Source organism: Streptodolium elevatio, from assembly GCF_053592165.1.
In genome coordinates, this window is sequence record NZ_JBSFVE010000002.1 from 116598 (window position 1) to 140990 (window position 24393).

20 protein-coding genes and 1 pseudogene are annotated in these 24393 nt (G+C 70.5%); 15 read left to right on the plus strand and 6 right to left on the minus strand.

The annotated features are described in order from the left end of the window. Positions 1–203: 203 nt before the first annotated feature. The 9 genes from ACWD12_RS04490 to ACWD12_RS04530 all read left to right on the plus strand — a co-directional run bounded on the left by ACWD12_RS04490 (position 204) and on the right by ACWD12_RS04530 (position 11994). Positions 204–1766: a sugar ABC transporter ATP-binding protein gene (locus tag ACWD12_RS04490; protein ID WP_450098283.1), complete on the plus strand. Its 1563-nt coding sequence runs from the start codon at positions 204–206 to the stop codon at positions 1764–1766. Continuing rightward, positions 1763–2809: an ABC transporter permease gene (locus ACWD12_RS04495; protein WP_450098284.1), complete on the plus strand. Its 1047-nt coding sequence runs from the start codon at positions 1763–1765 to the stop codon at positions 2807–2809. The genes ACWD12_RS04490 and ACWD12_RS04495 overlap by 4 nt, the downstream gene beginning before the upstream one ends. Beyond that, positions 2802–3863 carry an ABC transporter permease gene (locus tag ACWD12_RS04500; protein WP_450098285.1) on the plus strand — a complete coding sequence of 354 codons (1062 nt, stop codon included), beginning with the start codon at positions 2802–2804 and terminating at the stop codon, positions 3861–3863. The genes ACWD12_RS04495 and ACWD12_RS04500 overlap by 8 nt, the downstream gene beginning before the upstream one ends. Before the next feature lie 63 nt (positions 3864–3926). Beyond that, on the plus strand, positions 3927–5027 hold the full coding sequence (gene rhaS / locus ACWD12_RS04505) for a rhamnose ABC transporter substrate-binding protein (RefSeq protein WP_450098286.1): 1101 nt from the start codon (positions 3927–3929) through the stop codon (positions 5025–5027). A 10-nt stretch (positions 5028–5037) separates the two neighbouring features. Beyond that, positions 5038–5364, plus strand: coding sequence for an L-rhamnose mutarotase (locus ACWD12_RS04510; RefSeq protein ID WP_358352628.1), 327 nt, complete (start codon positions 5038–5040; stop codon positions 5362–5364). 86 nt (positions 5365–5450) lie between these two features. Next, complete coding sequence (rhaI, locus tag ACWD12_RS04515; RefSeq protein ID WP_450098287.1) at positions 5451–6614, plus strand: L-rhamnose isomerase; 1164 nt, start codon at positions 5451–5453, stop codon at positions 6612–6614. A 199-nt stretch (positions 6615–6813) separates the two neighbouring features. Further along, on the plus strand, positions 6814–8865 hold the full coding sequence (locus ACWD12_RS04520; protein WP_450098288.1) for a bifunctional aldolase/short-chain dehydrogenase: 2052 nt from the start codon (positions 6814–6816) through the stop codon (positions 8863–8865). Between the two features lie 130 nt (positions 8866–8995). After that, complete coding sequence (locus ACWD12_RS04525; protein ID WP_450098289.1) at positions 8996–10444, plus strand: arabinose isomerase; 1449 nt, start codon at positions 8996–8998, stop codon at positions 10442–10444. Between the two features lie 47 nt (positions 10445–10491). Further along, the gene (locus ACWD12_RS04530; protein WP_450098290.1) at positions 10492–11994 is read left to right on the plus strand and encodes a rhamnulokinase; all 1503 of its coding nucleotides are present in this window, start codon (positions 10492–10494) and stop codon (positions 11992–11994) included. Positions 11995–12121: 127 nt separating this feature from the next. Here ACWD12_RS04530 and ACWD12_RS04535 read toward each other — a convergent pair whose 3' ends face one another. From ACWD12_RS04535 to ACWD12_RS04545, 3 genes are read right to left on the minus strand one after another with little or no spacing between them, the layout of a single operon-like run. Then, entirely contained in the window at positions 12122–12811 is a 690-nt protein-coding gene (locus ACWD12_RS04535) for a LutC/YkgG family protein (RefSeq protein WP_450098291.1), read from the minus strand. Next, positions 12808–14256 carry a LutB/LldF family L-lactate oxidation iron-sulfur protein gene (locus ACWD12_RS04540; RefSeq protein WP_450098292.1) on the minus strand — a complete coding sequence of 483 codons (1449 nt, stop codon included), beginning with the start codon at positions 14254–14256 and terminating at the stop codon, positions 12808–12810. The genes ACWD12_RS04535 and ACWD12_RS04540 overlap by 4 nt, the downstream gene beginning before the upstream one ends. Beyond that, the gene (locus ACWD12_RS04545) at positions 14253–14993 is read right to left on the minus strand and encodes a (Fe-S)-binding protein (protein ID WP_450098293.1); all 741 of its coding nucleotides are present in this window, start codon (positions 14991–14993) and stop codon (positions 14253–14255) included. The genes ACWD12_RS04540 and ACWD12_RS04545 overlap by 4 nt, the downstream gene beginning before the upstream one ends. A 152-nt stretch (positions 14994–15145) precedes the next feature. Here ACWD12_RS04545 and ACWD12_RS04550 point away from each other — a divergent pair, with 152 nt between their 5' ends. Both ACWD12_RS04550 and ACWD12_RS04555 read left to right on the plus strand, forming a co-directional pair. Then, entirely contained in the window at positions 15146–15871 is a 726-nt protein-coding gene (locus ACWD12_RS04550; protein WP_450098294.1) for a FadR/GntR family transcriptional regulator, read from the plus strand. Positions 15872–16240: 369 nt separating this feature from the next. After that, positions 16241–17843: pseudogene (locus ACWD12_RS04555) on the plus strand (alkaline phosphatase D family protein). A 66-nt stretch (positions 17844–17909) separates the two neighbouring features. Here ACWD12_RS04555 and ACWD12_RS04560 read toward each other — a convergent pair. Next, the gene (locus tag ACWD12_RS04560; protein ID WP_450098295.1) at positions 17910–19592 is read right to left on the minus strand and encodes a hypothetical protein; all 1683 of its coding nucleotides are present in this window, start codon (positions 19590–19592) and stop codon (positions 17910–17912) included. A 404-nt stretch (positions 19593–19996) separates the two neighbouring features. On the opposite strand from ACWD12_RS04560, the gene ACWD12_RS04565 reads away from it, so the two are divergent. From ACWD12_RS04565 to ACWD12_RS04580, 4 genes are all read left to right on the plus strand, one after another. Continuing rightward, positions 19997–20572, plus strand: a complete 576-nt coding sequence (locus tag ACWD12_RS04565; protein WP_450098296.1) for an LOG family protein — start codon at positions 19997–19999, stop codon at positions 20570–20572. Positions 20573–20715: 143 nt separating this feature from the next. Further along, positions 20716–21561, plus strand: coding sequence for a TIGR03619 family F420-dependent LLM class oxidoreductase (locus ACWD12_RS04570; RefSeq protein WP_450098297.1), 846 nt, complete (start codon positions 20716–20718; stop codon positions 21559–21561). Beyond that, complete coding sequence (locus tag ACWD12_RS04575) at positions 21558–21683, plus strand: hypothetical protein (RefSeq protein WP_450098298.1); 126 nt, start codon at positions 21558–21560, stop codon at positions 21681–21683. Before ACWD12_RS04570 ends, ACWD12_RS04575 begins: the two co-directional genes overlap by 4 nt. Positions 21684–21959: 276 nt before the next feature. Then, positions 21960–22370, plus strand: coding sequence for a hypothetical protein (locus ACWD12_RS04580; RefSeq protein ID WP_358352652.1), 411 nt, complete (start codon positions 21960–21962; stop codon positions 22368–22370). A 132-nt stretch (positions 22371–22502) separates the two neighbouring features. Here the strand turns inward: ACWD12_RS04580 and ACWD12_RS04585 are convergent, their stop codons facing one another. Together ACWD12_RS04585 and ACWD12_RS04590 are read right to left on the minus strand one after the other, a co-directional pair. Then, on the minus strand, positions 22503–23711 hold the full coding sequence (locus ACWD12_RS04585) for an MFS transporter (RefSeq protein WP_450098299.1): 1209 nt from the start codon (positions 23709–23711) through the stop codon (positions 22503–22505). Between the two features lie 88 nt (positions 23712–23799). Then, on the minus strand, positions 23800–24393 hold the full coding sequence (locus ACWD12_RS04590) for a TetR/AcrR family transcriptional regulator (RefSeq protein WP_450098300.1): 594 nt from the start codon (positions 24391–24393) through the stop codon (positions 23800–23802).

Here is a 24393-nt window from a genome sequence, read left to right on the forward strand (position 1 = left end):
TGAAACGTGTCAATAGCCGTGCGACGTGAGGCGCGTCCCCAATCCCCGATCACGGCTGTTTACCGATCGTCACCATACGCGAACGTGCCGAGTTTCCGCACCCGCACCTCTTGACGTGACGCGTGACACCGACCTAACTTCCTCGCAACCTCTGTGAAACGTTTCATGACGGAGCGAGGACGAGGCGACGAGGAGCTGAGCCCATGACCGCTGTACCCACCACCCCCGGAGGCGATCCGCCGGCGCCCGTGCTGGCGCTGCGCGGCGTCGAGAAGTCCTTCGGCGCGGTGCGGGCGCTGCACGGCGTGTCGCTCGACCTCTACGCCGGCGAGGCGCACGCCCTCGCCGGCGAGAACGGGGCCGGCAAGTCCACCCTGATCAAGACCCTCGCCGGCGTGCACCGCCCCGACGCCGGCCAGGTCCTGCTCGACGGGCGCCCCGTGGTGTTCGGCAACCCGGCCACCGCCCGGGACGCGGGCGTCGCGGTGATCTACCAGGAGCCCACCCTCTTCCCCGACCTGTCGGTCGCCGAGAACATCTACATGGGCCGCCAGCCGCGCGGCGCCCTCGGCCGCATCGACCGGCGCGGCATGAACCGCACGACCGGGGAACTGTTCGCGCGGCTCGGTGTCGCACTCGACCCCGAGCAGCCCGCCCGCGGCCTGTCGATCGCCGACCAGCAGATCGTCGAGATCGCCAAGGCCCTGTCCTTCGACGCCCGCGTCCTGATCATGGACGAGCCGACCGCCGCCCTCACCGGCAGCGAGGTCGCCCGGCTGTTCTCCGTGGTGCGCACCCTGCTCGACCAGGGCGCGGCGGTCCTCTTCATCTCGCACCGGCTGGAGGAGATCTTCGCGCTGTGCCGGCGCGTCACCACCCTGCGCGACGGCCGCTGGATCGCCTCCGAAACGCTCGACGGACTCACCGAGGACGACCTCGTCCGCCGCATGGTCGGCCGCGACCTCGACTCGCTCTACCCCAAGCAGGACACGGTCGTCGGCGAGACCGCGCTGCGCGTCGAACGCCTCACCCGCGAGGGCGTCTTCCGCGACATCTCCTTCGAGGTACGCGGCGGCGAGATCGTCGCCCTCGCCGGACTCGTCGGCGCGGGCCGCAGCGAGGTCGCGCGCGCGGTCTTCGGCGTCGACCGGTACGACGCGGGCAGCGTCGAGGTCGTCGGCCGCACGTACAAGGCCGCCTCGCCCACCGCCGCGATGGCCGCCGGACTGGCCCTGGTCCCCGAGGACCGACGCCAGCAGGGCCTGGTCATGGACCTGTCCATCGAGCGCAACATCGGCCTGACCCGGCTGAAGGCGCTCGCCAAGGCGGGGCTGGTCGACCGCGGCGCCGAGCACGCCACCGCCCGCGACTGGGCGCTGCGCCTCCAGTTGAAGTTCGCCCGGCTCTCCGACGCGGTCGGCGTGCTGTCCGGCGGCAACCAGCAGAAGGTGGTACTCGCCAAGTGGCTGGCCACCGACCCGCGGGTGCTCATCGTCGACGAACCGACCCGCGGCATCGACGTCGGCACCAAGGCCGAGGTGCACCGCCTGCTCTCCGGCCTCGCGGCCGAAGGGCTGGCCATCCTCATGATCTCCTCCGATCTCCCGGAGGTCCTCGGCATGGCCGACCGGGTGCTGGTGATGCACGAGGGCCGCATCACCGCCGAGATCCCCCGGTCGGACGCCTCCGAGGAAACCGTCATGGCGGCGGCGACCGGACGTACCGGTGCCGGCAACGCTCCGCACGGAAAGGACGCCGCCGCATGACGGCCACAGCCATCTCGCCCCCGCCGACGGCCGAACCGGAGGCCGCCAAGTCGTCGCGCGGCCTGGTCGACAAGGTCTTCCGGGCCCGCGAACTCACCCTGCTGGTCGCCCTGGTCGCGCTCGTCGTCGGCACTCAGCTGAGCAACTCGCGCTTCCTGTCCGAGCAAGGCGTCAAGGACCTGTTCCTCAACGCCTCCATCCTGGTGCTGCTCGCGGTCGGCCAGTCGGTCGTCGTCGTGACCCGCAACATCGACCTGTCGGTCGGCTCGGTCGTCGGCCTGTCCGCCTTCGCGTGCGGCAAGTTCGCGTCCGGATCGACCCACTCGGTCGCGACCGTCGCCCTGGTCGGCGTCCTCGTCGGCATCGCCTGCGGTGTGGTCAACGGTCTGCTGGTCAGCCTCGGCCGGGTGCCGTCGCTGGTGGTCACGCTCGGCACCCTCTACATCATCCAGGGCATCGACTACTACTGGGCGCAGGGCGAGCAGATCAACGCCGAGACCCTGCCCAGGGGCGTGCTGGACCTGGGCACCGGAAGCGTGCTCGGCATCCCGTACCTGCCGCTGATCGCCGCCGTGGTGCTGCTGCTCACCGGGTGGTACCTGCGCGGCTACCGGACCGGCCGGGAGCTGTACGCGATCGGCTCCAACCCCGAGGCCGCCCGGCTCGCCGGCGTGCCCTCCGCGCGCCGGGTGTTCACCGCGTACGTCTTCTCCGGCGCGATCGCCGGACTCGCCGGCGCCCTGTGGCTGTCCCGCTTCGGCACCGTGGTCGCCGACGCCGCGAACGGCTGGGAACTCCAGGTCGTCAGCGCGGTCGTGGTCGGCGGCGTCGCCATCACCGGCGGCATCGGCACCGTGTGGGGCGCCGCGCTCGGCGCACTGCTGCTCACCACGATCGGCAGCGCACTCGTCGTCCTCAAGGTCGACTCCTTCTGGCAGAAGGCCATCAACGGCGCCCTGCTGCTGGCCGCCATCAGCATCGACCGGATCGTCCAGGTGCGGGTGACCCGTGCACTGCGGAAGAGGAACGCCCGTCATGGCTGACACCCGGACCCAACCCCGCGAGACGAAGCCCGCAGCGGCCCCCGCCGGATCCCCGGGCCTGGCCCGCTTCCTGCGCTGGGACCTCGCGGTCACCATCATCCTGATCGCCGCGTTCGGCTACGGCAGCGCCGACAACGCCTCCTTCGCCACCACCGGTAACTTGTCCTTCGCACTCAACGACATCGCCGAGGTCGCGATCATCGCGCTGCCGATGACCCTGCTGGTGGTGTGCGGCGAGGTGGACCTGTCGGTCGCGTCCATGCTCGGCTTGTCCAGCGCGCTGGCCGGGTCGCTGTGGGACGCGGGCTACACCTTCGAGATGATCGTCCCGCTCGTGCTGCTCGTCGGACTGGCCGGAGGCCTGGTCAACGGCCTGCTGGTGACCAAGGTCGGACTGCCGTCCCTGGCGGTCACCATCGGCACCATGACGCTCTACCGGGGCCTCGCCTCGGTGGTGCTCGGCACCAAGGCGGTCGCCGAGTTCCCGCAGGAGTACGCCGACCTGACCCAGCGGACCGTGCTCGGCTTCATCCCGTTCCCCATCGCGCTGTTCGGCATCCTCGCGATCGTCACCGCGGTCGTACTGCACGCGACCGGGCTCGGCCGCGCGATGTTCGCGATCGGCTCGCAACAGGAGGCCGCGTTCTTCGCCGGCATCCGCGTCAAGCGCATCAAGCTCGCACTGTTCGCGCTGACCGGCGTCGTGGCGTCGTTCGCCGGCATCGTCTTCACCCTGCGCTACGGCAGCGCCCGCGCCGACAACGGCATGGGCTTCGAGATGACCGTCATCGCGGCCGTCCTGCTCGGCGGCGTCGACTTCGACGGCGGTCGCGGCACCCTCGGCGGCGTCGTGTCCGGCCTGCTGCTGATCGCCCTGCTGCGCAACCTGCTGACCCTCAACGACGTGGCCAACGAGGTCCAGTCGATCGTCACCGGCGTGCTGCTGGTGGTGTCCGTCCTGACCCCGCGGGCCGTCCAGGCGATCGGACAGCGGCGCCGGCGGTCGGAGCCCGAGTCCGGCGCGCCGCCCGGCGCCGCGTCGGCCGCCGCCTGATCCGCCGGTTCGGCATCCCCTGCAAACCGTCCAGTCCAGCCCCCCACCCCTCGAAGGACGACCATGAACGCGAGACTTCGCACCCACGGCCGGCGCACCACGGCCGCCGTCGCCGCCGCGACCGCCCTCGGACTGGCCCTGGCCGGATGTTCCGGCACCAGCAAGGACGACAACGACGACAAGGGCTCCGGCGGCAGCGCTGCGGCCGGCGCGAACGCCACCGCCGACCCGAACGCGGCCCTCAAGACCGGCCTCAAGCTGGCCTTCCTGCCCAAGCAGATCAACAACCCGTACGAGACCATCACCGGCGAGGCCGGTCTCGCCGCCGCCAAGGAGATAGGCAGCGAGGGCAAGCGCGTCGGCCCCTCGGACGCCAACGCCTCCTCGCAGGTGTCCTACATCAACACCCTGATCCAGCAGAACCAGGACGCGATCATGATCGCGGCCAACGACGCCAACGCGGTCTGCGGCCCGCTCAAGCAGGCCATGGCCAAGGGCGTCAAGGTCGTCGCGTACGACTCGGACACCGCCAAGGACTGCCGCCAGCTCTTCATCAACCAGGCCAAGTCCGAGGACGTCGGCCGGTCGCTGGTGCAGAACGTCGCCAAGCAGGTCGGCTACAAGGGCAAGATCGCCATCCTGTCCGCGACGCAGAACGCGACGAACCAGAACACCTGGATCGACTACATGAAGCAGGAGCTGGCCAAGCCCGAGTACAAGGACATGCAGCTGGTCAAGGTCGCGTACGGCGACGACGAGGACCAGAAGTCCTTCCAGGAGACGCAGGGCCTGCTCCAGGCGAACCCCGACCTGAAGGCGATCATCGCGCCGACGACGGTCGGAATCTCGGCCGCGGCCCGCTACATCGACGGCTCGCAGTACAAGGGCAAGGTCGTCGTCAACGGTCTCGGCACGCCGAACCAGATGCGCCAGTTCGTCAAGAACGGCACCGTCGAGCAGTTCTCCCTGTGGGACCCGAAGAAGCTCGGCAAGCTCGCGGTCTACTCGGCCGCCGCGCTGGCGTCCGGGCAGATCACCGGAGCCGAGGGCGAGAAGTTCACGGCCGGCGACCTCGGCGAGTACACCATCGGCAAGGACGGCGAGATCATCCTCGGCCCGCCGACGGTGTTCAACAAGGACAACGTCGACCAGTACGACTTCTGAGCCGGCCACCGTGGAACGCGTCTGCTTCGTCCTCCGGGTCCGCCCCGGACGCATCGCCGAGTACCGCGAACGGCACGCCGCCGTCTGGCCCGAGATGCGCGACGCACTGACCGCCGCCGGGTGGCGCAACTACTCGCTCTTCCTGCGACCCGACGGACTGCTCGTCGGATACCTGGAGACCGACGACTTCGCCGCCGCCCGATCCGCGATGGACGCCACCGAGGTCAACGCCCGCTGGCAGCGCGAGATGGGCGACCTCTTCGAGACCGAGGCCCTGGACGGCCGACGTCCCGACGAGGCCATGGCCCCGCTCGACGAGGTCTTCCACCTCGCCTGAGCGGGGTCCGCCCGCCTCGCAGTGCCCCACCCCCTCAGCACCCGCCAAGTCTCAGCACCGCCTCAGCACCAGGAGTGTCGAACCTCATGACCGAGCAGGACGTCAAGGCCGCTCTGCGGGCCCAGCGCATCGAGACGCCGTCTTGGGCGTACGGCAACTCCGGAACGCGCTTCAAGGTGTTCGCGCAACAGGGCGTCCCGCGGGATCCGTTCGAGAAGCTGGCGGACGCGGCGCAGGTGCACCGCTTCACCGGCGTCGCGCCGTCGGTGTCGCTGCACATCCCGTGGGACAAGGTCGAGGACTACGCGCGGCTTGCCGAGCACGCCCGTGCGGCGGGGGTGTCGGTCGGGGCGATCAACTCCAACGTGTTCCAGGACGACGACTACATGCTGGGGTCGGTCACCCACCCGGACCCGCGGGTCCGGCGCAAGGCGACCGACCACCTGCTCGAATGCGTCGACGTCATGGACGCGACCGGGTCGCGGGACCTGAAGCTGTGGTTCTCGGACGGCACGAACTACCCCGGCCAGGACGACATCCGGGCCCGTCAGGACCGGCTGGCCGAGGCGCTGGCGGAGGTGTACGCAAGGCTTACCGGGGACCAGCGGATCATCCTGGAGTACAAGCTGTTCGAGCCGGCGTTCTACACGACCGACGTCCCGGACTGGGGCACGGCGTACGCGCACTGCCTCAAGCTCGGCGAGCGGGCCAAGGTCGTCGTGGACACCGGGCACCACGCTCCGGGCACGAACATCGAGTTCATAGTGGCGTTCCTGCTCCGCGAGGGGAAGCTGGGAGCCTTCGACTTCAACTCCCGCTTCTACGCCGACGACGACCTGATGGTCGGTGCGGCGGACCCCTTCCAGCTCTTCCGCATCATGCACGAGGTGGTACGCGGCGGCGGCCTCGACGACGCGGCCGAGGTCGCGTTCATGCTCGACCAGTGCCACAACATCGAGCCGAAGATCCCCGGCCAGATCCGCTCGGTGATGAACGTCCAGGAGGCCACCGCCAAGGCACTGCTGGTCGACAAGGACGCTCTCGCCGCCGCGCAGTCGGCCGGGGACGTTCTGGGTGCGAACGCGGTGCTGATGGACGCCTACAACACCGATGTCCGGCCGCTGCTGGCCGAGTTGCGCACCGAGACGGGCCTGGCACCGGATCCGATGGCCGCGTACGCCGCCTCCGGGTACGCGGAGCGCATTCGCGCCGAGCGCGTCGGCGGCAACCAGGCCGGCTGGGGCGCCTGAGCGGCCGGCGTGGGAACGCCGCGGCACGGGTACCGGTCCCCGTCGCACCCGATCCCGTCGCACCCGATCCCGTGAAGGTCCGGCTCCCCACCCAGGTTGCACCTTCGAACTCCCGCCGGGACTTCGACGACACTCCCCGGCGATTTCGACGAATCCCCGAATCCGCCCGCTCCGTCCTCCACACCAAGGGGTACACATCATGAAGCCACCGACCAACCCGGCGGTGGAAGCACTGCTCAACCGCTCCCACGCCCTGGGCGCCGATCCGCGCAACACGAACTACGCGGGCGGCAACACCTCGGCGAAAGGCACCGACCGCGATCCGGTCACCGGTGCCGACGTCGAGTTGATGTGGGTCAAGGGCTCGGGCGGCGACCTGGGCACGCTGACCGAGGGCGGGCTCGCGGCGCTGCGCCTGGACCGGCTGCGCGCGATGGTCGACGTGTACCCGGGCGTCGAGCGCGAGGACGAGATGGTCGCCGCGTTCGACTTCTGCGCGCACGGCAAGGGCGGCGCGGCCCCGTCGATCGACACGGCCATGCACGGCCTGGTCGACGCCGCCCACGTGGACCACCTGCACCCCGACTCGGGCATCGCGCTGGCGACCGCGGTGGACGGGGAGAAGCTGACCGCGGAGTGCTTCGGCGACGCGGTGGTGTGGATGCCGTGGCGGCGCCCCGGCTTCCAGCTCGGCCTGGACATCGCGGCGATCAAGGCGGCGAACCCGGGCGCCATCGGCTGCGTTCTCGGCGGCCACGGGATCACCGCATGGGGCGAGACGTCCGAGGAATGCGAGGCCAACTCGCTGCGGATCATCCGCACCGCGGAGGAGTTCATCGCCGCCCGGTTCGACGCGGCGGCGCACCCGTTCGGGGACGAACTGCCCCGGTACGCACCGCTCCCCGCCGGCACCCGCCGCACTCGGGCCGCCGAACTCGCGCCCTTGGTACGCGGGTTGGCCTCCACCGACCGCCCGCAGATCGGCCACTTCACGGACGCCGACGTGGTGCTGGAATTCCTCGGCCGAGCCGAGCACCCCCGGCTCGCCGCGCTCGGGACGTCCTGCCCCGACCACTTCCTCCGCACCAAGGTCCGCCCGCTGGTGCTCGACACCGTCCCCGAGGCCCCCTTGGCGGAGGTCGAGGCCCGGCTCCGCGAGCTGCACGCGGCCTACCGCGAGGAGTACGCGGCGTACTATGCCCGGCACGCCACCCCGGACTCCCCGGCGATGCGCGGCGCGGACCCGGCGATCGTGCTGGTACCCGGCATCGGGATGTTCTCGTTCGGCAAGGACAAGCAGACCGCCCGCGTGGCCGGCGAGTTCTACGTCAACGCGATCAACGTGATGCGCGGCGCGGAGACGATCTCGACGTACGCCCCGATCGAGGAATCCGAGAAGTTCCGCATCGAGTACTGGGCTCTGGAGGAGGCCAAGCTCGCCCGACTGCCCAAGCCGAAGCCGCTCGCGACCCGCGTCGCTCTGGTCACCGGTGCCGGATCGGGCATCGGCAAGGCCATCGCGGAGCGACTGGTCGCCGAAGGCGCGTGTGTCGTGGTCGCCGATCTGAACGTGGAGAACGCCGATGCAGTCGCCGCCTCCCTCGGCGGTCCGGACAAGGCGGTGGCGATCCCCGTCGACGTCACCGACGAAGAGCGGATCCGCGACGCGTTCGCCGCGGCCGCACTCGCGTTCGGCGGCGTGGACCTGGTGGTCAACAACGCCGGCATCTCCATCTCCAAGCCGCTGCTGGAGACGACCGCCCGCGACTGGGACCTCCAGCACGACATCATGGCGCGCGGCTCGTTCCTGGTCTCGCGCGAGGCCGCGCGCGTGATGCTCGCGCAGCAGATGGGCGGCGACATCGTCTACATAGCGTCCAAGAACGCGGTGTTCGCCGGACCGAACAACATCGCCTACAGCGCCACCAAGGCCGACCAGGCCCACCAAGTCCGGCTGTTGGCCGCGGAGCTGGGCGAACACGGCATCCGCGTCAACGGCGTCAACCCCGACGGCGTCGTACGCGGCTCCGGCATCTTCGCCGGCGGCTGGGGTGCGCAGCGCGCGGCGGTCTACGGCGTCGAAGAGGACAAGCTCGGCGAGTTCTACGCCCAACGCACCATTCTCAAGCGCGAAGTCCTGCCCGAGCACGTCGCCAACGCCGTCTTCGCCCTGACCGGCGGAGACCTGTCGCACACCACGGGGCTGCACATCCCCGTGGACGCCGGGGTCGCCGCCGCATTCCTGCGCTGACCCCCATGAGCGCGGCGGGGCGGGCGTGTGCCCTGGCCCCTGGGGGCCCGCCCGCCCCGCCGCCTCCACCGTGTGCCGTCCGACCGAGAACCGCGGCGCACACACGACAGTTCGCGAGAGGACGCACCCGATGACCAGCACCACGGAACCCACCGCCCCTGTCCCCGTCCGCGTCCCGGCCACGGCGCGCCGCCCGAAGGTCGGTCTGGTGTCCGGGGGCCTGGGCGCATACTGGCCGCAATTCCCGGAATTGCTGCCGCAGTTGCGGCGTTCGGCCGCTCGCGTCGCGGAGCGCATGGGGGCGTTCGACGCGGAGGTGATCGACGTCGGCTTCATCTCCGACGCGCAGGAGGGCGCGGTCGCGGCCGAGCGGCTGCGGCGTGAAGGCTGCGACCTGATCGTCGGCTTCCTGACCACCTACATGACCGCGACGATGCTGGTGCCTATTGCGCAGCGGTCCGGGGCGCCCGTGCTGCTGATCAACCTCCAGCCGACCGAGGCGATGGACCACGCGACATTCGACACCGGAGCATGGCTGGCGTACTGCGGTGCCTGCCCGCTGCCCGAGATGGCGAACACGTTCCGCCGGGTCGGCGTCGACTTCCGGTCCGTGTCGGGGCACCTCGAGGACGAGAACGCGTGGCGGCGCATCGGCCGGTGGATCCGTGCGGCCGGAGTTCGCGCCGTGCTGCGCAACGGACGGCACGGCCTCATGGGCCACCTCTACCCGGGCATGTACGACGTCTCGACGGACCTGACCATGGTCGCGGGGCAGAGCGGCGGACACGTCGAGGTCGTGGAGTTCGACGATCTGCGCGTCCGCGTGGCCGAGGTGACGGACGATCAGGTGGCCGCGAAGCTGGCCGAGACACGCGACGTGTTCGAGGTGGACGAGTCGGTCGTCGACGACGATCTCGCCTGGGCCGCGAAGGTCTCGGTGGGTCTGGACCGGCTGGTCGCCGACTTCGACCTCGACAGCCTCGCGTACTACCACCGCGGTCTCGACGGCGAACTCCACGAACGCCTGGGCGCCGGCATGATCCTGGGTGCGTCGCTGCTGACCGCCCGCGGCATCCCCACGTGCGGTGAGTACGAACTGCGTACCTCGCTCGCGATGCTCGTCGCCGACCGCCTCGGCGCGGGCGGCTCCTTCACCGAACTCCAGGCCCTGAACTTCCGGGACGGCGTCGTCGAGATGGGCCACGACGGTCCGGGCCACCTGGCGATCAGCGAGCGCCGCCCGCTGCTGCGCGGGCTGGGTGTGTACCACGGCAAGCGCGGCTGGGGCGTGTCCGTCGAGTTCGACGTCAAGCACGGTCCGGTGACGCTGGTGGGACTGGCGCAGACGGTCGACGGACGGTACGAACTCGTCGCGTCCGAAGGCACCGTCGTCGGCGGACCGCTCCTGGCCATCGGCAACACCACGTCCCGCGTCGACTTCGGCCGCGACCCCGGCGAGTGGACGGACGCGTGGAGCGCCACCGGGATCCACCACCACTGGGCACTCGCCACCGGACACCTGGTCGAAGACCTGCGAGCGGTCTCCGACCTCACCGGGCTGGCCCTGGTCACCGTCTAGGACGCCACACCCCTCGCCCTGGTCCCCCGGCACCGCAGGAGAACTTCGTGAGCACGCCGTCCCCGCTCCCCGTCTTCGCCGCGATCGACATCGGCGCGTCCAGTGGGCGGGTGATCGCCGGTCGTGTCGCCGCCGGGCGCGGCACCGGCGGTGGGCCGCCGATCCTGGACCTCACCGAGGTCCACCGGTTCCCGAACCGCCCGGTGCGGGTCCGCGGCACGCTGCACTGGGACATCCTGGGCCTGTACGGCGAGGCCCTGGACGGTCTGCGCAAGCTGGGCGCGGGCGGGGTCCGGCCGGCCTCCGTCGGCATCGACACCTGGGCGGTCGACTACGGCCTCCTCGACGCGCGTGGCGACCTGCTCGCCAACCCGGTGCACTACCGCGACGGCCGTACGGACGGAGTGATGGACCGGGTGCTCTCCGCGGTGCCCGCCCGCGACATCTACCGCACCACGGGCCTTCAGTTCCTGCCCTTCAACACGCTCTACCAGCTCGCCGCCGAGGCCCCGGAACGGCTCGGGGCGGCCCGCGAACTCCTGCTGATACCGGACTTGTTGGCGTACTGGCTGACGGGCCGCGTGGGGGCGGAGCGCACCAACGCGTCCACCACCCAGCTGTACGACGTGCGGAGCGGCACCTGGTCCACCGATCTCGCCGCCCGCGCCGGAATCCCCGTCCAACTCCTGCCGCCCCTCCACGACCCGGGCACGCGGACCGGCACGCTCACCGCGGACTCCGCCGACGCGACCGGCCTCGACCCGTCGACCCCCGTCGTCGCCGTGGGATCCCACGACACCGCGTCCGCAGTGGTCGGAGTCCCGGCGCGGGGACGGGACTTCGCGTACATCTCCTGCGGTACGTGGTCGCTGGTCGGCGTCGAGTTGGACAAACCGGTGCTGACCGAGGAGAGCCGGGCCGCCAACTTCACCAACGAGGCCGGCGTGGACGGCACGATCCGGTACCTACGCAACGTGATGGGTCTGTGGATCCTTCAGGAATGCCTGCGCGTGTGGCAGGCACGGGGGTTGGCCGTGGACCTTCCCGCGCTGCTCGAACAGGCCGCCCGCGAGGAGCCGTTCCGGTCGCTCGTCGATCCCGACGACCCGGAGTTCCTGCCGCCCGGCGACATGCCGGCGCGCATAGCCGCGCACTGCGAGCGCACCGGGCAGCCGGTTCCGCAGGGGCCCGCGGCGGTGGTTCGCTGCGTCGTCGAAAGCCTCGCCCTGGCCTACCGCCGCACCGTCCGCGACGCGGTCCGGTTGTCCGGTACCGCCGTGGAGACCGTCCATCTTGTGGGCGGTGGGGCACGCAACGAGCTGTTGTGCCAACTCACCGCCGACGCCTGCGGCGTCCCGGTGGTGGCCGGCCCGGTGGAGGCGACCGCGATCGGCAACGTCCTCGTCCAGGCCCGCGCCGCGGGGGTGGTGAGCGACCTCACCGAGATGCGGGAACTGACAGCCGCCACCCAGTCGCTCCACCGCTACGCCCCGGGCGACGCCCGTTCCGGCCGGTCCGCCTGGGACGCGGCGGAACGCCGCCTCGGCTGACCGGTTGCCGCAACGGCAACGCCCGGCGATTCCTGCCTGGAACGCCGGGCGTTGCCGTTTCCGCCCGCCGGTGCGGTCGACCGGGGCCTTTCGTTCCGTCCGGCCTCGTTGCCGCGGACGAAACGGTTCAGGGTCCCGAGTCTCCCCGGCCCTCGGGAACCTCGGGCAGCACCAGAAGCACTTCCAGGGTGCGCGGGCCGTGGACGCCTTCCACTCGGTCGAGTTCGATGTCGCTCGTGGCCGACGGGCCGCTGATCCAGGTGAGCGGGCGCCGCGCGTCGAGCCGGGGCAGGGCCTGCGGGACCGACGCCACGACCTGATCGGCGCGCACGATGCAGAGGTGGTAATCCGGTACGAGGGTGAGCGCGCGGCGGCCCTGTCCCTCCCCCGCGTCCAGGACGATCGTGCCCGTCTCGGCGATCGCCACCGCACAGGCAGTGACCGTGCCGTCCGCAGAGTCGAGCTGATCAATCGTCAGGGGTGGGGTGTCGTCCAGGAGTTCGGTGTCCACGAGGCCGGTCGTCCACACGGCGGGGAGGCCGGGCGGGACGACGACCCGCTCGCACCCGCGCCGGCGTACCGCGTCCGCGACGGCTCGGGGCAGTTCGTCCTGGGTTACTTCGTGGACCACGGCCTTGTAGTCGCGCAGGCTCTCGGCCAGGAGCGGGAGGACTTCGTGCGGCAAGACGTGCGCTTGGCGGTACGCGGCGTCCGCGCCGCCACGCCCCCCTGAGGACGCCTCGTCGGCCGCTTCGCCGCCGGGCACGGCCTCGAGCGCGGCGCGGATGCGCGCCAGTACAGTCGTACGCGAACTCATGCCCGACTCCCAGGTGTTCCGTTGCGTCGCTCGGCCGCCCACCAGTCGCGGAACGACTGCGCGGGCGGCGCGGGCAGGTCCCGTGTGTCGGTCCATGCCGCCCCCGGGCCGGGCAGGCGGCGCAGGGGGACGAGGCGCCGCGTACGCCCGGCCACGCGCTGCACGCGCGCCAGCCGCTCCGGGTCCGCGAAGATCCACCCCGCCGCCTTCATCGCGGCCTTCTCCGCACGGTGCCCGCCTCCCTCGGCGACCTGTTCCCGCAGGTGCACGAGCACTTCGGGGATGTCGATGGCGACCGGGCACACGTCGTAGCAGGCTCCGCAGAGCGTCGAGGCATACGGCAGCGACGCGTCCAACGCATTTGCGGTGCCGCGCAGTTGCGGGGTCAGGATGGCGCCGATCGGTCCCGGGTAGACCGATCCGTAGGCGTGCCCGCCCGCCCGTTCGTACACCGGGCACACGTTCAGGCATGCCGAGCACCGGATGCAGCGCAGCGTCTGACGTCCCACCTCGTCGGCCAGCACGCCGGTGCGGCCGTTGTCGAGCAGGACCAGGTGGAAGTTCCGCGGGCCGTCGCCCGGGGTGACTCCCGTCCACGTCGACGTGTACGGGTTCATCCGCTCGCCGGTCGACGACCGCGGCAGCAACTGGAGGAACACTTCGAGGTCTTGCCAGGTCGGGACGACCTTCTCGATGCCCACGACCGAGATGAGCGTGTCCGGGAGGGTGAGGCACATGCGGCCGTTGCCCTCGGACTCGACGACGACCAGGGTGCCGGTCTCGGCGACCATGAAGTTCGCACCGGAGACCGCGACCTTGGCGGTGAGGAAGCGCTCTCGCAGGTGCCGCCGCGCGGCTTCGGCGAGGGCGCGGGGCTCGTCCGCCAGGTCGGCGGGCGCGGGCTCACCCCACGCGGCCATCTCGCGCAGGAAGATCTCGCGGATCTCGCTGCGGTTGCGGTGGATGGCCGGCACCAGGATGTGCGACGGCCGGTCGTCGCCGAGCTGCACGATGAGTTCGGCGAGGTCGGTCTCGTAGGCCCGGATACCCGCCTCCTCCAGCGCCTCGTTGAGGCCGATCTCCTGGGTGGCCATGGACTTGACCTTGACGACGTCGCGTTCGCCGGTCGCCCGTACGAGGTCGGTGACGATGCGGTTCGCCTCGGCTGCGTCCGCGGCCCAGTGCACGTGGCCGCCCGCGGCGGTGACCGCCTCCTCGACCTGGAGGAGGTAGCGGTCGAGGTTCCGCAGGGTGTGGTCCTTGATCGCCTTGCCCGCTTCGCGCAACTGCGGCCAGTCGTCCAGCTCGTCGACCACCGCGGCCCGCTTGGCCCGGATCGTGTGCGTGGCCTTGCGGAGGTTGTGGCGCAGCTGCGCGTTGCCGACCGCATCGCGCGCCGCGCTCGGGAAGGCGGGCAGCCCCAGAAAGGTGCTCGCGTCGCTCATGCGGGGAACTCCGCAGTGGAAGCCAGGATTTCGGCGAGGTGGAGGGTGCGTACGCCGACTCGCTGCCGGTCCATCGTGCCGCCCAGGTGCATGAGGCAGGAGTTGTCCGCGGCGCAGAGCACCTCCGCTCCGGTGCCGACGGCATGGCGTACCTTGTCGGCGCCCATCGCCGCGGACACGTCCGGGTTCTTCATCGCGAAGGTGCCGCCGAAGCCGCAGCACTCCTCCGCACCGGGGAGTTCGAGCAGTTCCAGCCCGCGGACGTTGCGCAGCAGGGTGGTGGGGCGGTCGCCGAGCCGCATCAGGCGCATCGAATGGCAGGTCGGGTGGTACGTCACTTTGTGCGGGAAGTACGCGCCGACATCGGTGACGCCGAGCACGTCGACGAGGAATTCGCTGAGGTCGTACACCTTCGGCACCACGGCGGCGACCGACTCGGCGAGGCCGGCATCGGTCGCCCGGGCGGCGGCCTTGGGATGGTTGTCGCGGATCATCGCGCCGCACGAGCCGGACGGCGTCACCACGGCGTCGTAAGCGGCGAAGGTGTCCGCGAAGCGGCGGACCAGGGGCTCTATCTGCCTGCCGTACCCGGTGTTCCAGTGCATCTGGCCGCAGCAGGACTGCTCGGCGGGGAAGTCGACCTGGCAGCCGAGTCGTTCCAGGAGGCGGACGACGGCCTGCCCGGTCCGTGGATAGAGCGTGTCGTTGACACACGTGATGAACAGTGCGACGCGCACCGGCCGACCTCCTCACGGGACGGGTGAATGGTCAGACCATACATTGGTCGGTCCTGGTCGAGCCATGCCATCCTGTGATCCGACCGATCCCACCGATCCGAGCGATCCCGCCGATCCGACCGATCCCGCCACCGGCCGCAGGAGACCCCCACGTGAGCACGCCACCCACCGACGGTCCCGACTGGCGCCCGGTCCGTCGCGTACGCGCGCACGAGGAGGTCCTCGCCCGGATCGAGGAACAGATCTCCGCCGGACGCCTCAAGGCCGGCGACCGCCTCCCCGGCGAACGCCAGTTGGCCGAATCGCTCGGCGTCAGCCGGGCCTCGGTCCGCGAGGCCCTGCGCGTCCTGGAGGCGATGGGCGTCCTGGTCTCCACGACCGGACGCGGCCCCGACGCCGGCGCGGTCCTCGTCGGCCGGCCGGCCGACGCGCTCGCCGACGTCCTGCGCCTGCACGTCGGGCTCGCGCATTTCTCGCTGCACGACATCGTCGAGACCCGCCGGATCGTCGAGACCTGGGCGGCCCGGTCCGCGGCCGAGCAGGCCGGGCCCGAGCACCTGGCCCGGCTGCGCGACGCGGTGTCCCGCATGGCCGGCCCCGGACTGACCCCCGACCGCTTCAACCAGGCCGACGCGGACTTCCACCTCGCCCTCGCGGAGGCGTCCGGCAACACGGTGGTGGCCACGCTCATGCACGGCCTGCGGGACGCCGTCGGCCGCCACGCGGTCGGGGCCGTCGAACGGCTTGGGTGGCCGGAATCTGCCGCAATCCTGCGCGCGGACCACCTCCGCATCCTGGCGGCCGTCGAGGGAGGCCGACCGGACGACGCCGCCGCGGCGGTCCGCGACCACCTCGCCCGGTCCTACCCCGGCCACTGAGGCACGGCGGGACGGCTCGGCCGCGTCCGGCCCCCCGGCCTGCCCATCGCCGGTAGGTCCGCCACCATCATCGCCGTGAATATCACCACCAGTGGACGTCAATTCAGCACGAATCGTGCGATCCGTTGACGCAGATGGGCCGCAGGCCGCGCTGACGCTTCCGGAATCGCGCAAGCGCATACCCTCTGAATGACTACTAAATACCCCGCTACGACCGCCTGTTCCTGCCGGCGGGGTCTCCCCGCGACCCTTGCGAGGCGTGTTTGGTGCGTGATACTTACATGTGAATACAACAGCACAAGACGTTAAATGACGCAGTGGCCTGTCCTTCACCGGGCTGTGCCGCACGACGGACGGGGACCTGTCGGCATGCGCACCACCACCGGAATCAGCGGCATCGGACGCCGCGCCCTGCTCGGCGCCTCCGGAACGGCCGCCCTCGCGATGACTCTCGGGCTGCGGTCGGCGGACCGCGCCCGAGCCGACGAGCGCTTCGCCGACTACCCGTTCGCCCTGGGCGTCGCCTCCGGTGACCCCTGGCCCGACGGATTCGTCCTGTGGACGCGGCTGGCTCCCAGGCCACTCGACCCCGACGGCGCCGGAGGCATGCCACCGCGGCCGGTGCACGTCGACTGGGAGGTCGCCGAGGACGACCGGTTCCGGCACGTGGTGCGCCGCGGCCGGACCCTGGCGACCGCCGACCTCGGGCATTCCGTGCACGTCGAGGTCTTCGGGCTGCGCCCCGGGCGCCAGTACCACTACCGCTTCCGCGCCGGCGGCACGATCAGCCCGGTGGGACGCACGCGCACCGCTCCCCCGCCCTTCGCCCGGCCCGGCGACCTCTCCTTCGCCTTCGTGTCCTGCCAGGCGTGGTTCGAGGGCTTCTACACCGCGTACCGCCACCTCGCCGAGGAGGACGTCGCGCTCGTCCTCCACCTGGGCGACTACATCTACGAGAACCCCATCGACGCGATGGGCGGCGTCCGCAAGGTGCCGGTCGCGCCCGAACTGCAGGCCGAGCCCACGGACCTGGTCCAGTACCGCAACCGCTACGCACTGCACCGCTTCGACGCGGACCTGATCGCCGCCCACCAGGCACACCCCTGGGCCGTCGTCTGGGACGACCACGAGGTCGAGGACAACTGGGTGGCCGACCACTCGAAGGCGGACAACGAACCCGACCAGGATCCCGCGGTGTTCCGTACCCGCGCCGCCGCCGCGTTCCAGGCCTACTACGAGCACCTGCCGCTGCGCGTGCCCAACAAGCCGCAAGGGTTCGACGCCCGCCTGTACCGCGACCTCAGGTACGGCAGGACAGCCCGGTTCAACATCCTGGACACCAGGAGGTTCCGCGACGACCAGGCATGCGGCGACGGCACGCGCAGTGGCTGCGACGAGCGCCTTTCACCCGAACGCACCGTCCTGGGCGACGAGCAGCAGCGCTGGCTCGACAACACCCTCGGGCGCTCGGACGCCACCTGGAACATCATCGCGCAGCAGATACCGGTCACCCAGGTGGACACCGACCCGGGGCCGGGCCAGTCCTTCGTCATGGACTTCTGGGACGGATACGTGGCGTCGCGCGACCGTCTGTTCGACACGTTGGTGACACGCGACGTGGCCAACCCCGTCGTGCTGACCGGAGACATGCACCGCCATCTCGCGGCCGACCTCAAAAGGGATTTCGACGACCCCGCCTCGCCGACGATCGGCGTCGAGTTCGTCGGCACCTCCATCTCCACCAAGATGGACGGCGAGGACCTTGACGCGTCCGGGGCCGCTCTGCTGGCTGCCAATTCGCACATCAAGTTCACTCAACTACCAACGCGGGTACGTTCGCTGCTCGCTCACCCCGGAGAGCTGCCGTGCGGACTTCCGCGTCCTCCCGTACGTGACGGCGCCCGGTGCGCCGATCTCCACCCGCACCTCGTTCGTCACCGAGGCCGGCCGACCCGGACTCCAGCCCGCCTGAGAACCGGCGAACGGCCTACGCGCATACGAGCGGAGCGGCCACCGAGTGTGAGGCGGACCCGTTGCTTCACAGCCCCCGAGCGGCGACGTGGTCTTCCGTCGCGAGGAGGCCGACGGCCATTTTGAGCGTGGCGGTGCCCCAGTTGAGCGGCGTGTGGGGTGAGGGGACGATCAGTTCGTCGCCCCGGTCGTCGCGGTAGGTGACGAGGCATTCGGGAACTCGGAAGTGCGGAACTTCCCGTACGTGGTAATCGCCGTCCTCGCGGAGCACGGCGTGCCATTGGCCCTCTCCGGTGACTGTGGCCAGCATTCGGTTCAGGTAGTGCACTCCGAGTTCGCGGTAATGCCGGGCCTGTTCGTGATCCACTTCCTGCGTATTCCGGCATCGGCGGGCGGCCCACGCAGCCAGTTGTCCGAGTGGGTGCGTCCACGCGGCTTCGCGCCCCCGCGGGGTCAGACGGCCGCGCATCTCCTGCTTGCGGTCCAGATCCAGGTCGTCGCCGCGGGCCTCCGCCTCTGCTTTGACCTTGTCCTTGATGGCCCGTACGGTCGCCTGCACCTCGTACGTATGGAAGTTCACGCGCTGATAGGAGTCCTCCGCATAGCGCATGACGCCGCCGGTGACCGGGTCCTCCAAGGTGCGCAACGCATCGAGGACCACGGTCTCGACTTCCGGAGCGGTCATGAGCCGGGCCGGCGCTCCGACGGGGATGCGGGATTCGGCGAGTAGTTCCGGAAGGCCGTACATCAGCAGGTAGACCAGGGACGCGTCCGCGCGGCGGTGTCGGACGGAACCGGGCGCGTAGTCAGGTGACTCGAACGGGATCCTCCGCCCGATTTCCCGAAGGCCGGCGTCCACCATTGCGTCGACGCTCGCGGTGAAGTCCGCGCTGTCCGCCGTGTCCGCCCTGTCCGCCAGAAAGCCCAGTACCCCGTTGTCCGCAAGCACCCGGATCTTGTGGAGCAAGGCTGTTTCGACGGCCATCACCGAGGTGCGCCGCGCGGCGACCTCTTCCCACGACCCGGAGCTTTCGTACCGCGGGAACCCGACGGCTCGGAGAAACGGCACCACGAAACCGAGGAACTTCCTGTGTGCCGCCAACAGTTCGTTGGCTCCGAGGAATCCACGTTCCACCGCGTCCAGGACGAGGAACGCGAGCATCTGGAACGAATCCTGCTTGTTCCGCCAGGTGTTCGGCTTTTCGGCGTCGAGATCGCCGAACCACAGGGATATATGGGGCCAGTCCTCCTGCCCGGTGTCGCCCCGCTCCACGACAGCGGCGAACCGGGCGAGCTGCGCGGGCGTGGACATCAAGTGCAGCGCGCTGTGGATCAGCTCGCGCCCGGTGTCCCCTTCCGCCGCGTACCGGACCGGATCCCTCAGGAACAGCTCCATCATGGCGCTCGCGGACTGCACGTGGTCACGCAGGTAGAACATCGCCGACATCTCGCCGTGCCGAACAGTCGGATCGCCGGTGATGTCCGTCGCCGCGACGATGGAAACCCGCCGCGCCGCACCGTCCACCCGTACGCTCCCCGCCTCGATCACCGGCAGATCGAGCGTCCCGCGCTCGGTCAGCAGCGCCTCCACCGCACGCACATGCGTCGGCGAGTCCCCCGCCTCCACCAGGCGCGCCAGGGCGTGATCGGCGAACCACCTCCCGGCGCCTTCGGGCCCCTTGCGCACGCGATTCCTCGACATCAGCTCGCGCATCAGGGACTGGTCGTTCTGCTGGTGAAACGGGCGCACACTTGCTCCGTGGTACGTGGGACCGTCGGATTTCGCCGCCGACAGCGTGCATGAGCAGCCGCAGGCATTCGGCCCCGCACGCTAACGGATTCGCCCCACCGCCGGAAAGTACAAACACGACCATCACAATAGGGACAAACCACCAACAGCACTCCCGGGCATTTCCCACCAGCCAAATAAACACAGCAGTACCTCGACGGCTCCGGGCTCCCTCCTTGAAGCAGCGCCGTGCGACTGACCCGGCGAACGGGCACGGCGATGAAACGGTCGAGATCGGTGTGCGCGTGTCAGCAGCGAAGGGGGCGTCGCCTCGGCCTTGGTCGTACGCTGCACAGCGCCGGACCGCGCTGCCATCGCGGGGCGGTGCGAATGTGCCGCCGAGGCCGGGATCTGAGGAGGTTCGAGTGCGTGTTGCCGTGTTCGCGGGTTCGTCGTCAGGAGTGGGGCGGCGATACCGGGAGGCTGCCGAGGATCTGGGGCGTTCGCTTGCGCGTGCCGGTGTGGGTGTCGTGTACGGCGGTGCCCATGTGGGTCTGATGGGCGCGATGGCGGACGCGGCGCTGGCCGAGGGCGGCGAGGTGGTCGGGGTGATCCCGCGTTCCCTGATGGAGTGGGAGGTGGCCCACGGGGGTCTGACCGATCTTCGGGTGACGGAGACGATGCACGAGCGCAAGGCGCTGATGGCGGAGCTGTCGGACGGCTTCGTGGCGCTGCCCGGCGGTGTCGGCACGCTGGAGGAGTTGTTCGAGGTCTGGACGTGGCAGCATCTGGCGATCCACGCCAAGCCCGTCGCCCTGCTGGACGTCGCGGGCTTCTGGACACCGCTGCGGGCCATGCTGGGCACGATGGTCAAGTCCGGTTTCATCAAGCCGCATTACGCCGAGACGCTGCTCGTGACGGCGGACGCGGCGGAGTTGCTGACCGCGTTCGAGGCATGGACCCCGCCGGACCTGAAGTGGGAGGGCGAAGTCGCCCCTTGAGGTGGCCGCGGCGCTTGCGGACTCCCCGATGCGTTTTCACGCGAGCAGACGTGACCCTTGCGGAGGCAAGCCCTTCGGGTGACACTCCTGCTGCCCATTCCGGTACATGGTCGGGGTGCGGTCCGTTGCCGTGAGGAGAGCGCGTGCGGTTCTGGGTGCCGTTGATCTGCCTGCCTCCGGACGAGTACGGCCCGATAGCCGAGGCGGCCGATCGGCTCGGCTTCGAGGGGGTTCTGCTTGCCGACCACGTGGCCGTTCCGGAGACGTTCGCCTCGGTTCATCCGTCCGGCGAAAACCCGTTCACCGCCGCCTCGGATTTCCCCGACCCGGTGACGATGATCGCCACGCTGGCCGCGCGTACCCGGCGCCTCAGGTTCATGACGTACGCCTACATCCTGCCGTTGCGTGACCCGTTCACCGTGGCAAAGCAGTTCGGCACCTTGGCGACCGTGACCGACGGGCGGGTCGCGCTGGGTTGTGCGGTCGGCTGGCTGCGTGAGGAGTTCGAGATCCTCGGCCGGGATTTCGGTACGCGCGGCGCGCGCACCGACGAGATCCTCACCGTCCTGCGGGACTTCTGGGACGACGGCCGGGCCGAGCACGACGGGCGGTTCCACGCCTTCCCGCGGAGCGGGATGTTCCCGGCTCCCCGGCACCGAGTGCCGATCCTGGTCGGCGGCTCGGGCCGACGGGCGCTCGAACGCGCCGCGCGGCACGACGGCTGGCTGGGCATGAACCACGACCTGGACGACATCGAGCGGACAGTCGCCACCGTGACCCGGCTGCGCGACGGCTCCACCGACCCGGACGCGCCGTTCACCGTCTTCGCGATCCCGAACGCGGCGCCGGTCGCCGCGACCTTCGAACGTCTGCGCGCCACGGGCGTGACCGACACCATGGCCGCCGCGTGGACCGTCGGCCTTCCGGACGCCGAGACGCTGGACGAGAAGATCGCCGGCCTGGAACGCTTCGCCGCCGAACACCTGTGACCCCTCACGCGGCACCGCGGCCTCGACACGTACCCATCGGCCGCATCAAGGCCGCATCCGGCAGCGAGACGGTGGTGCTGGGCAGCGGGAAGCAGCTCTTCGCCGCGGTCAAGAGCCCCTAGCACCTGATGCTCACCGCCATGCAGCCGACGCCGTCCGGCGTGTTGATCAACACGTACCGCCGCCGAACCGAAGGTTGAGGGCTCGGACCACCCGGTACGCACGTGCCCACGTACCGGTCGGCCGGACGCCGTCATCGGCATCGGCATCGGCATCGGTGGATTGATGGCGCCTTCTTCCTTTCCGGCCGCTTGATCCTCCTGTGAGGCTTGCGTGCGTGATCGCGACGGCGCGGTCACGCAAGCCACGGGAACACCCGTCTACACAAAGGACTGCACGTGCCGATCCGACGCACTGTCATCTCCGCCGCGGCGACCCTCACGGCGGCCGCGGGCCTGCTTGCCGTACCCGCGACCGCACAGGCGCAGAGCCGGGCGGAGGTCGCGCCGCTCGGACAGACCTGCGGCGTCACGGCGTCGACCGGGAGCCTGTCGTGTTGGAACTCCGCCCCCACCTCGGTGCGGAGTTCGCCGTACGCCACGGACAGTTGGCAGGTCGACGTTCTGCGCACCACATGGAGCTGGTTCGGCTGCTACACGATCGGCGAGTTCCACGGCGGCGGCACGAAGACCTGGTACGGCACCGTCGGGGACGACACCGGCCAGTGGGGCTTCGTCCCCGCGAGCGCGGTGAGCACGTCGTGGGCCTTCGACCTCAACCCCGGCCAGTACGGAATGAAGCACTGCTGACCGGCGACCCGGTCCGCGCCCGGCCGAACCGCCTTCGAGATCAAGGCACTTACGGGTGCCCGTGACGACGAGCTATGACGCGCGGCCGCCGGCCAGGGACCTTCGGCCTTTCGCGAGCGATGGCCCCGTGGGTCAAGTCCGCACACCGCAGGTCACAGCCTTGTCCTGCGCGGGCTCACCCAAGACCGGCCGTTGCCGCTTTCGGGCCGCGCGGCCGAGCTCGGGGAGGAGGGTCGCGGTGCCGAGTACGGCCAGGCCGGCGCCGAGCCAGAGCGGCGCACGCAGGCCGAAGGCGTCGATGGCCAGGCCGCCGAACGAGGAGCCGACGATCACGCCGAGGGTGATGAAGGACGCGTGGACGGTGTTGACCATCGGCCCCGGGTTGCCCGCGCGCTGGACGCGGACCGCCATCGCCGGGTTCATGGTCACGCCGACCAGCCCGACGCCCGTCATGGCGAGCACCGCGGGGACGCGGAGGTGGGCGAGGAGGGCAAATGCCGCCAGGAACAGCGCGTTGAGGACGAGGCCGGCCAGCAGTACGCGCGCAGTGTGCCGGTCGGCCAGGCGTCCCACGACATGGTTGCCGACGACCGTCGCCGCCCCGTACGCGACCAGCAGCAGCGGGACGGCTTCCGACGCGAATCCGGTGACCTCGGTGAGAATCGGGCTGAGGTAGCTGAACGCGGCGAAGGTCGCGCCGATGATGAAGGTGCTGGTCGACAGGGCCAGCCACAGCCGGCCGTTCCGGAAGACCGCGAGCTCCTGCCGCAGGTTGCCGCCGCCGTCACCGGCGCGGTCGAGGTCGGGGACGCCCGCCATCGTGGCGAGTGCGGCCATGACGGTCAGGGCGCCGACGGTCCAGAAGGCGGCACGCCAGCCGAATTGCCCGCCGATCACCGTGGACAGCGGCAGTCCGAGGAGTGTGCCGAGCATCAGGCCGTTCAGCACGACGGCCAAGGCGCGGCCGCGCACTTCCGGGCGGCTCAAGTGGACCGCCATCGATATGGCGACGCCGAAGAACGCCTGCGAGGCGACGCCGGAGACGACGCGAGCGACCAGCATGACCCGGTAGGACGGCGCGACGGCGGCCAGCACGTTGCCCGCGAGGAAGACGGCGAACAGCATCATGAGAGCGGTCTTCGGGCGTATCCGCACCAGCGCGACGGTCATCAGCGGCCCGCCGGCCGCCATGGCGACCGCGAACGCGGTGATCAGGTAGCCGACTTGGGCGAGCGAGACACCGAGCCCGCGGGCCATCTCGGGCATCAGGCCGCCGACGGCGAACTCGCTGGTCACCATCGCGAAGATGCCGATGGCCAGGACGTAGACGGCACGGGGCATGCGGACTCCTTTTTGCATCGATCGATGCAGAATTTGGGCAGGGGAAGGCCGAGGGCCGAGGAAGTGCCCCGGCCCCGGAAGTGCGGTGTCAGACCAGGGCGTCCATGGCCGCGGCGGCGATGGCCTCGAGGGCGGCGTCGTCCGCGCCGCCTTGCGCGGCCACCCGGATCCCGGCGATCACCGCGTTGACGAAACGGGCCAGCGCCGCCGCGTCGCGGGCGGACCCGATGCCGCCGTCGCGCTGCCCGACGCCGATGACCGCGGCCAGCGCGGCGAGGCGGCGTTCCGCGTCGCGCTCCAGCATCAGGGCGATCTCCGGGTCGCGGCCCGCGAGTTCCATGGTGGTGTTGACGGTCAGGCAGCCAAGGCCGTAGCCGTCGCGCCGGTTCTCCGCTTCGGTGCGCAGGATCCGGGCGAACAGCGCGCGGATCCGGTCGGCCGGCGGCCGTCCGGGGTCCTCGAGGATCTGCAGCTGGTCGGCCGTGGTGGCGTCCATGTAGCGGGTCAGCGCCCGCTTGAACAACTCGCGCTTGTTGGTGAAGGCGTTGTACACGCTGCTGCGGTCCAGACCGAGGGCATCGCACAGATCTCTGGTCGAGGTCGACTCGTAGCCGTGCGCCCAGAAGGTACGCATCGCCGTCTCCAGGACCTGGTTCTCGTCGAATGATCGCGGCCTCGCCAT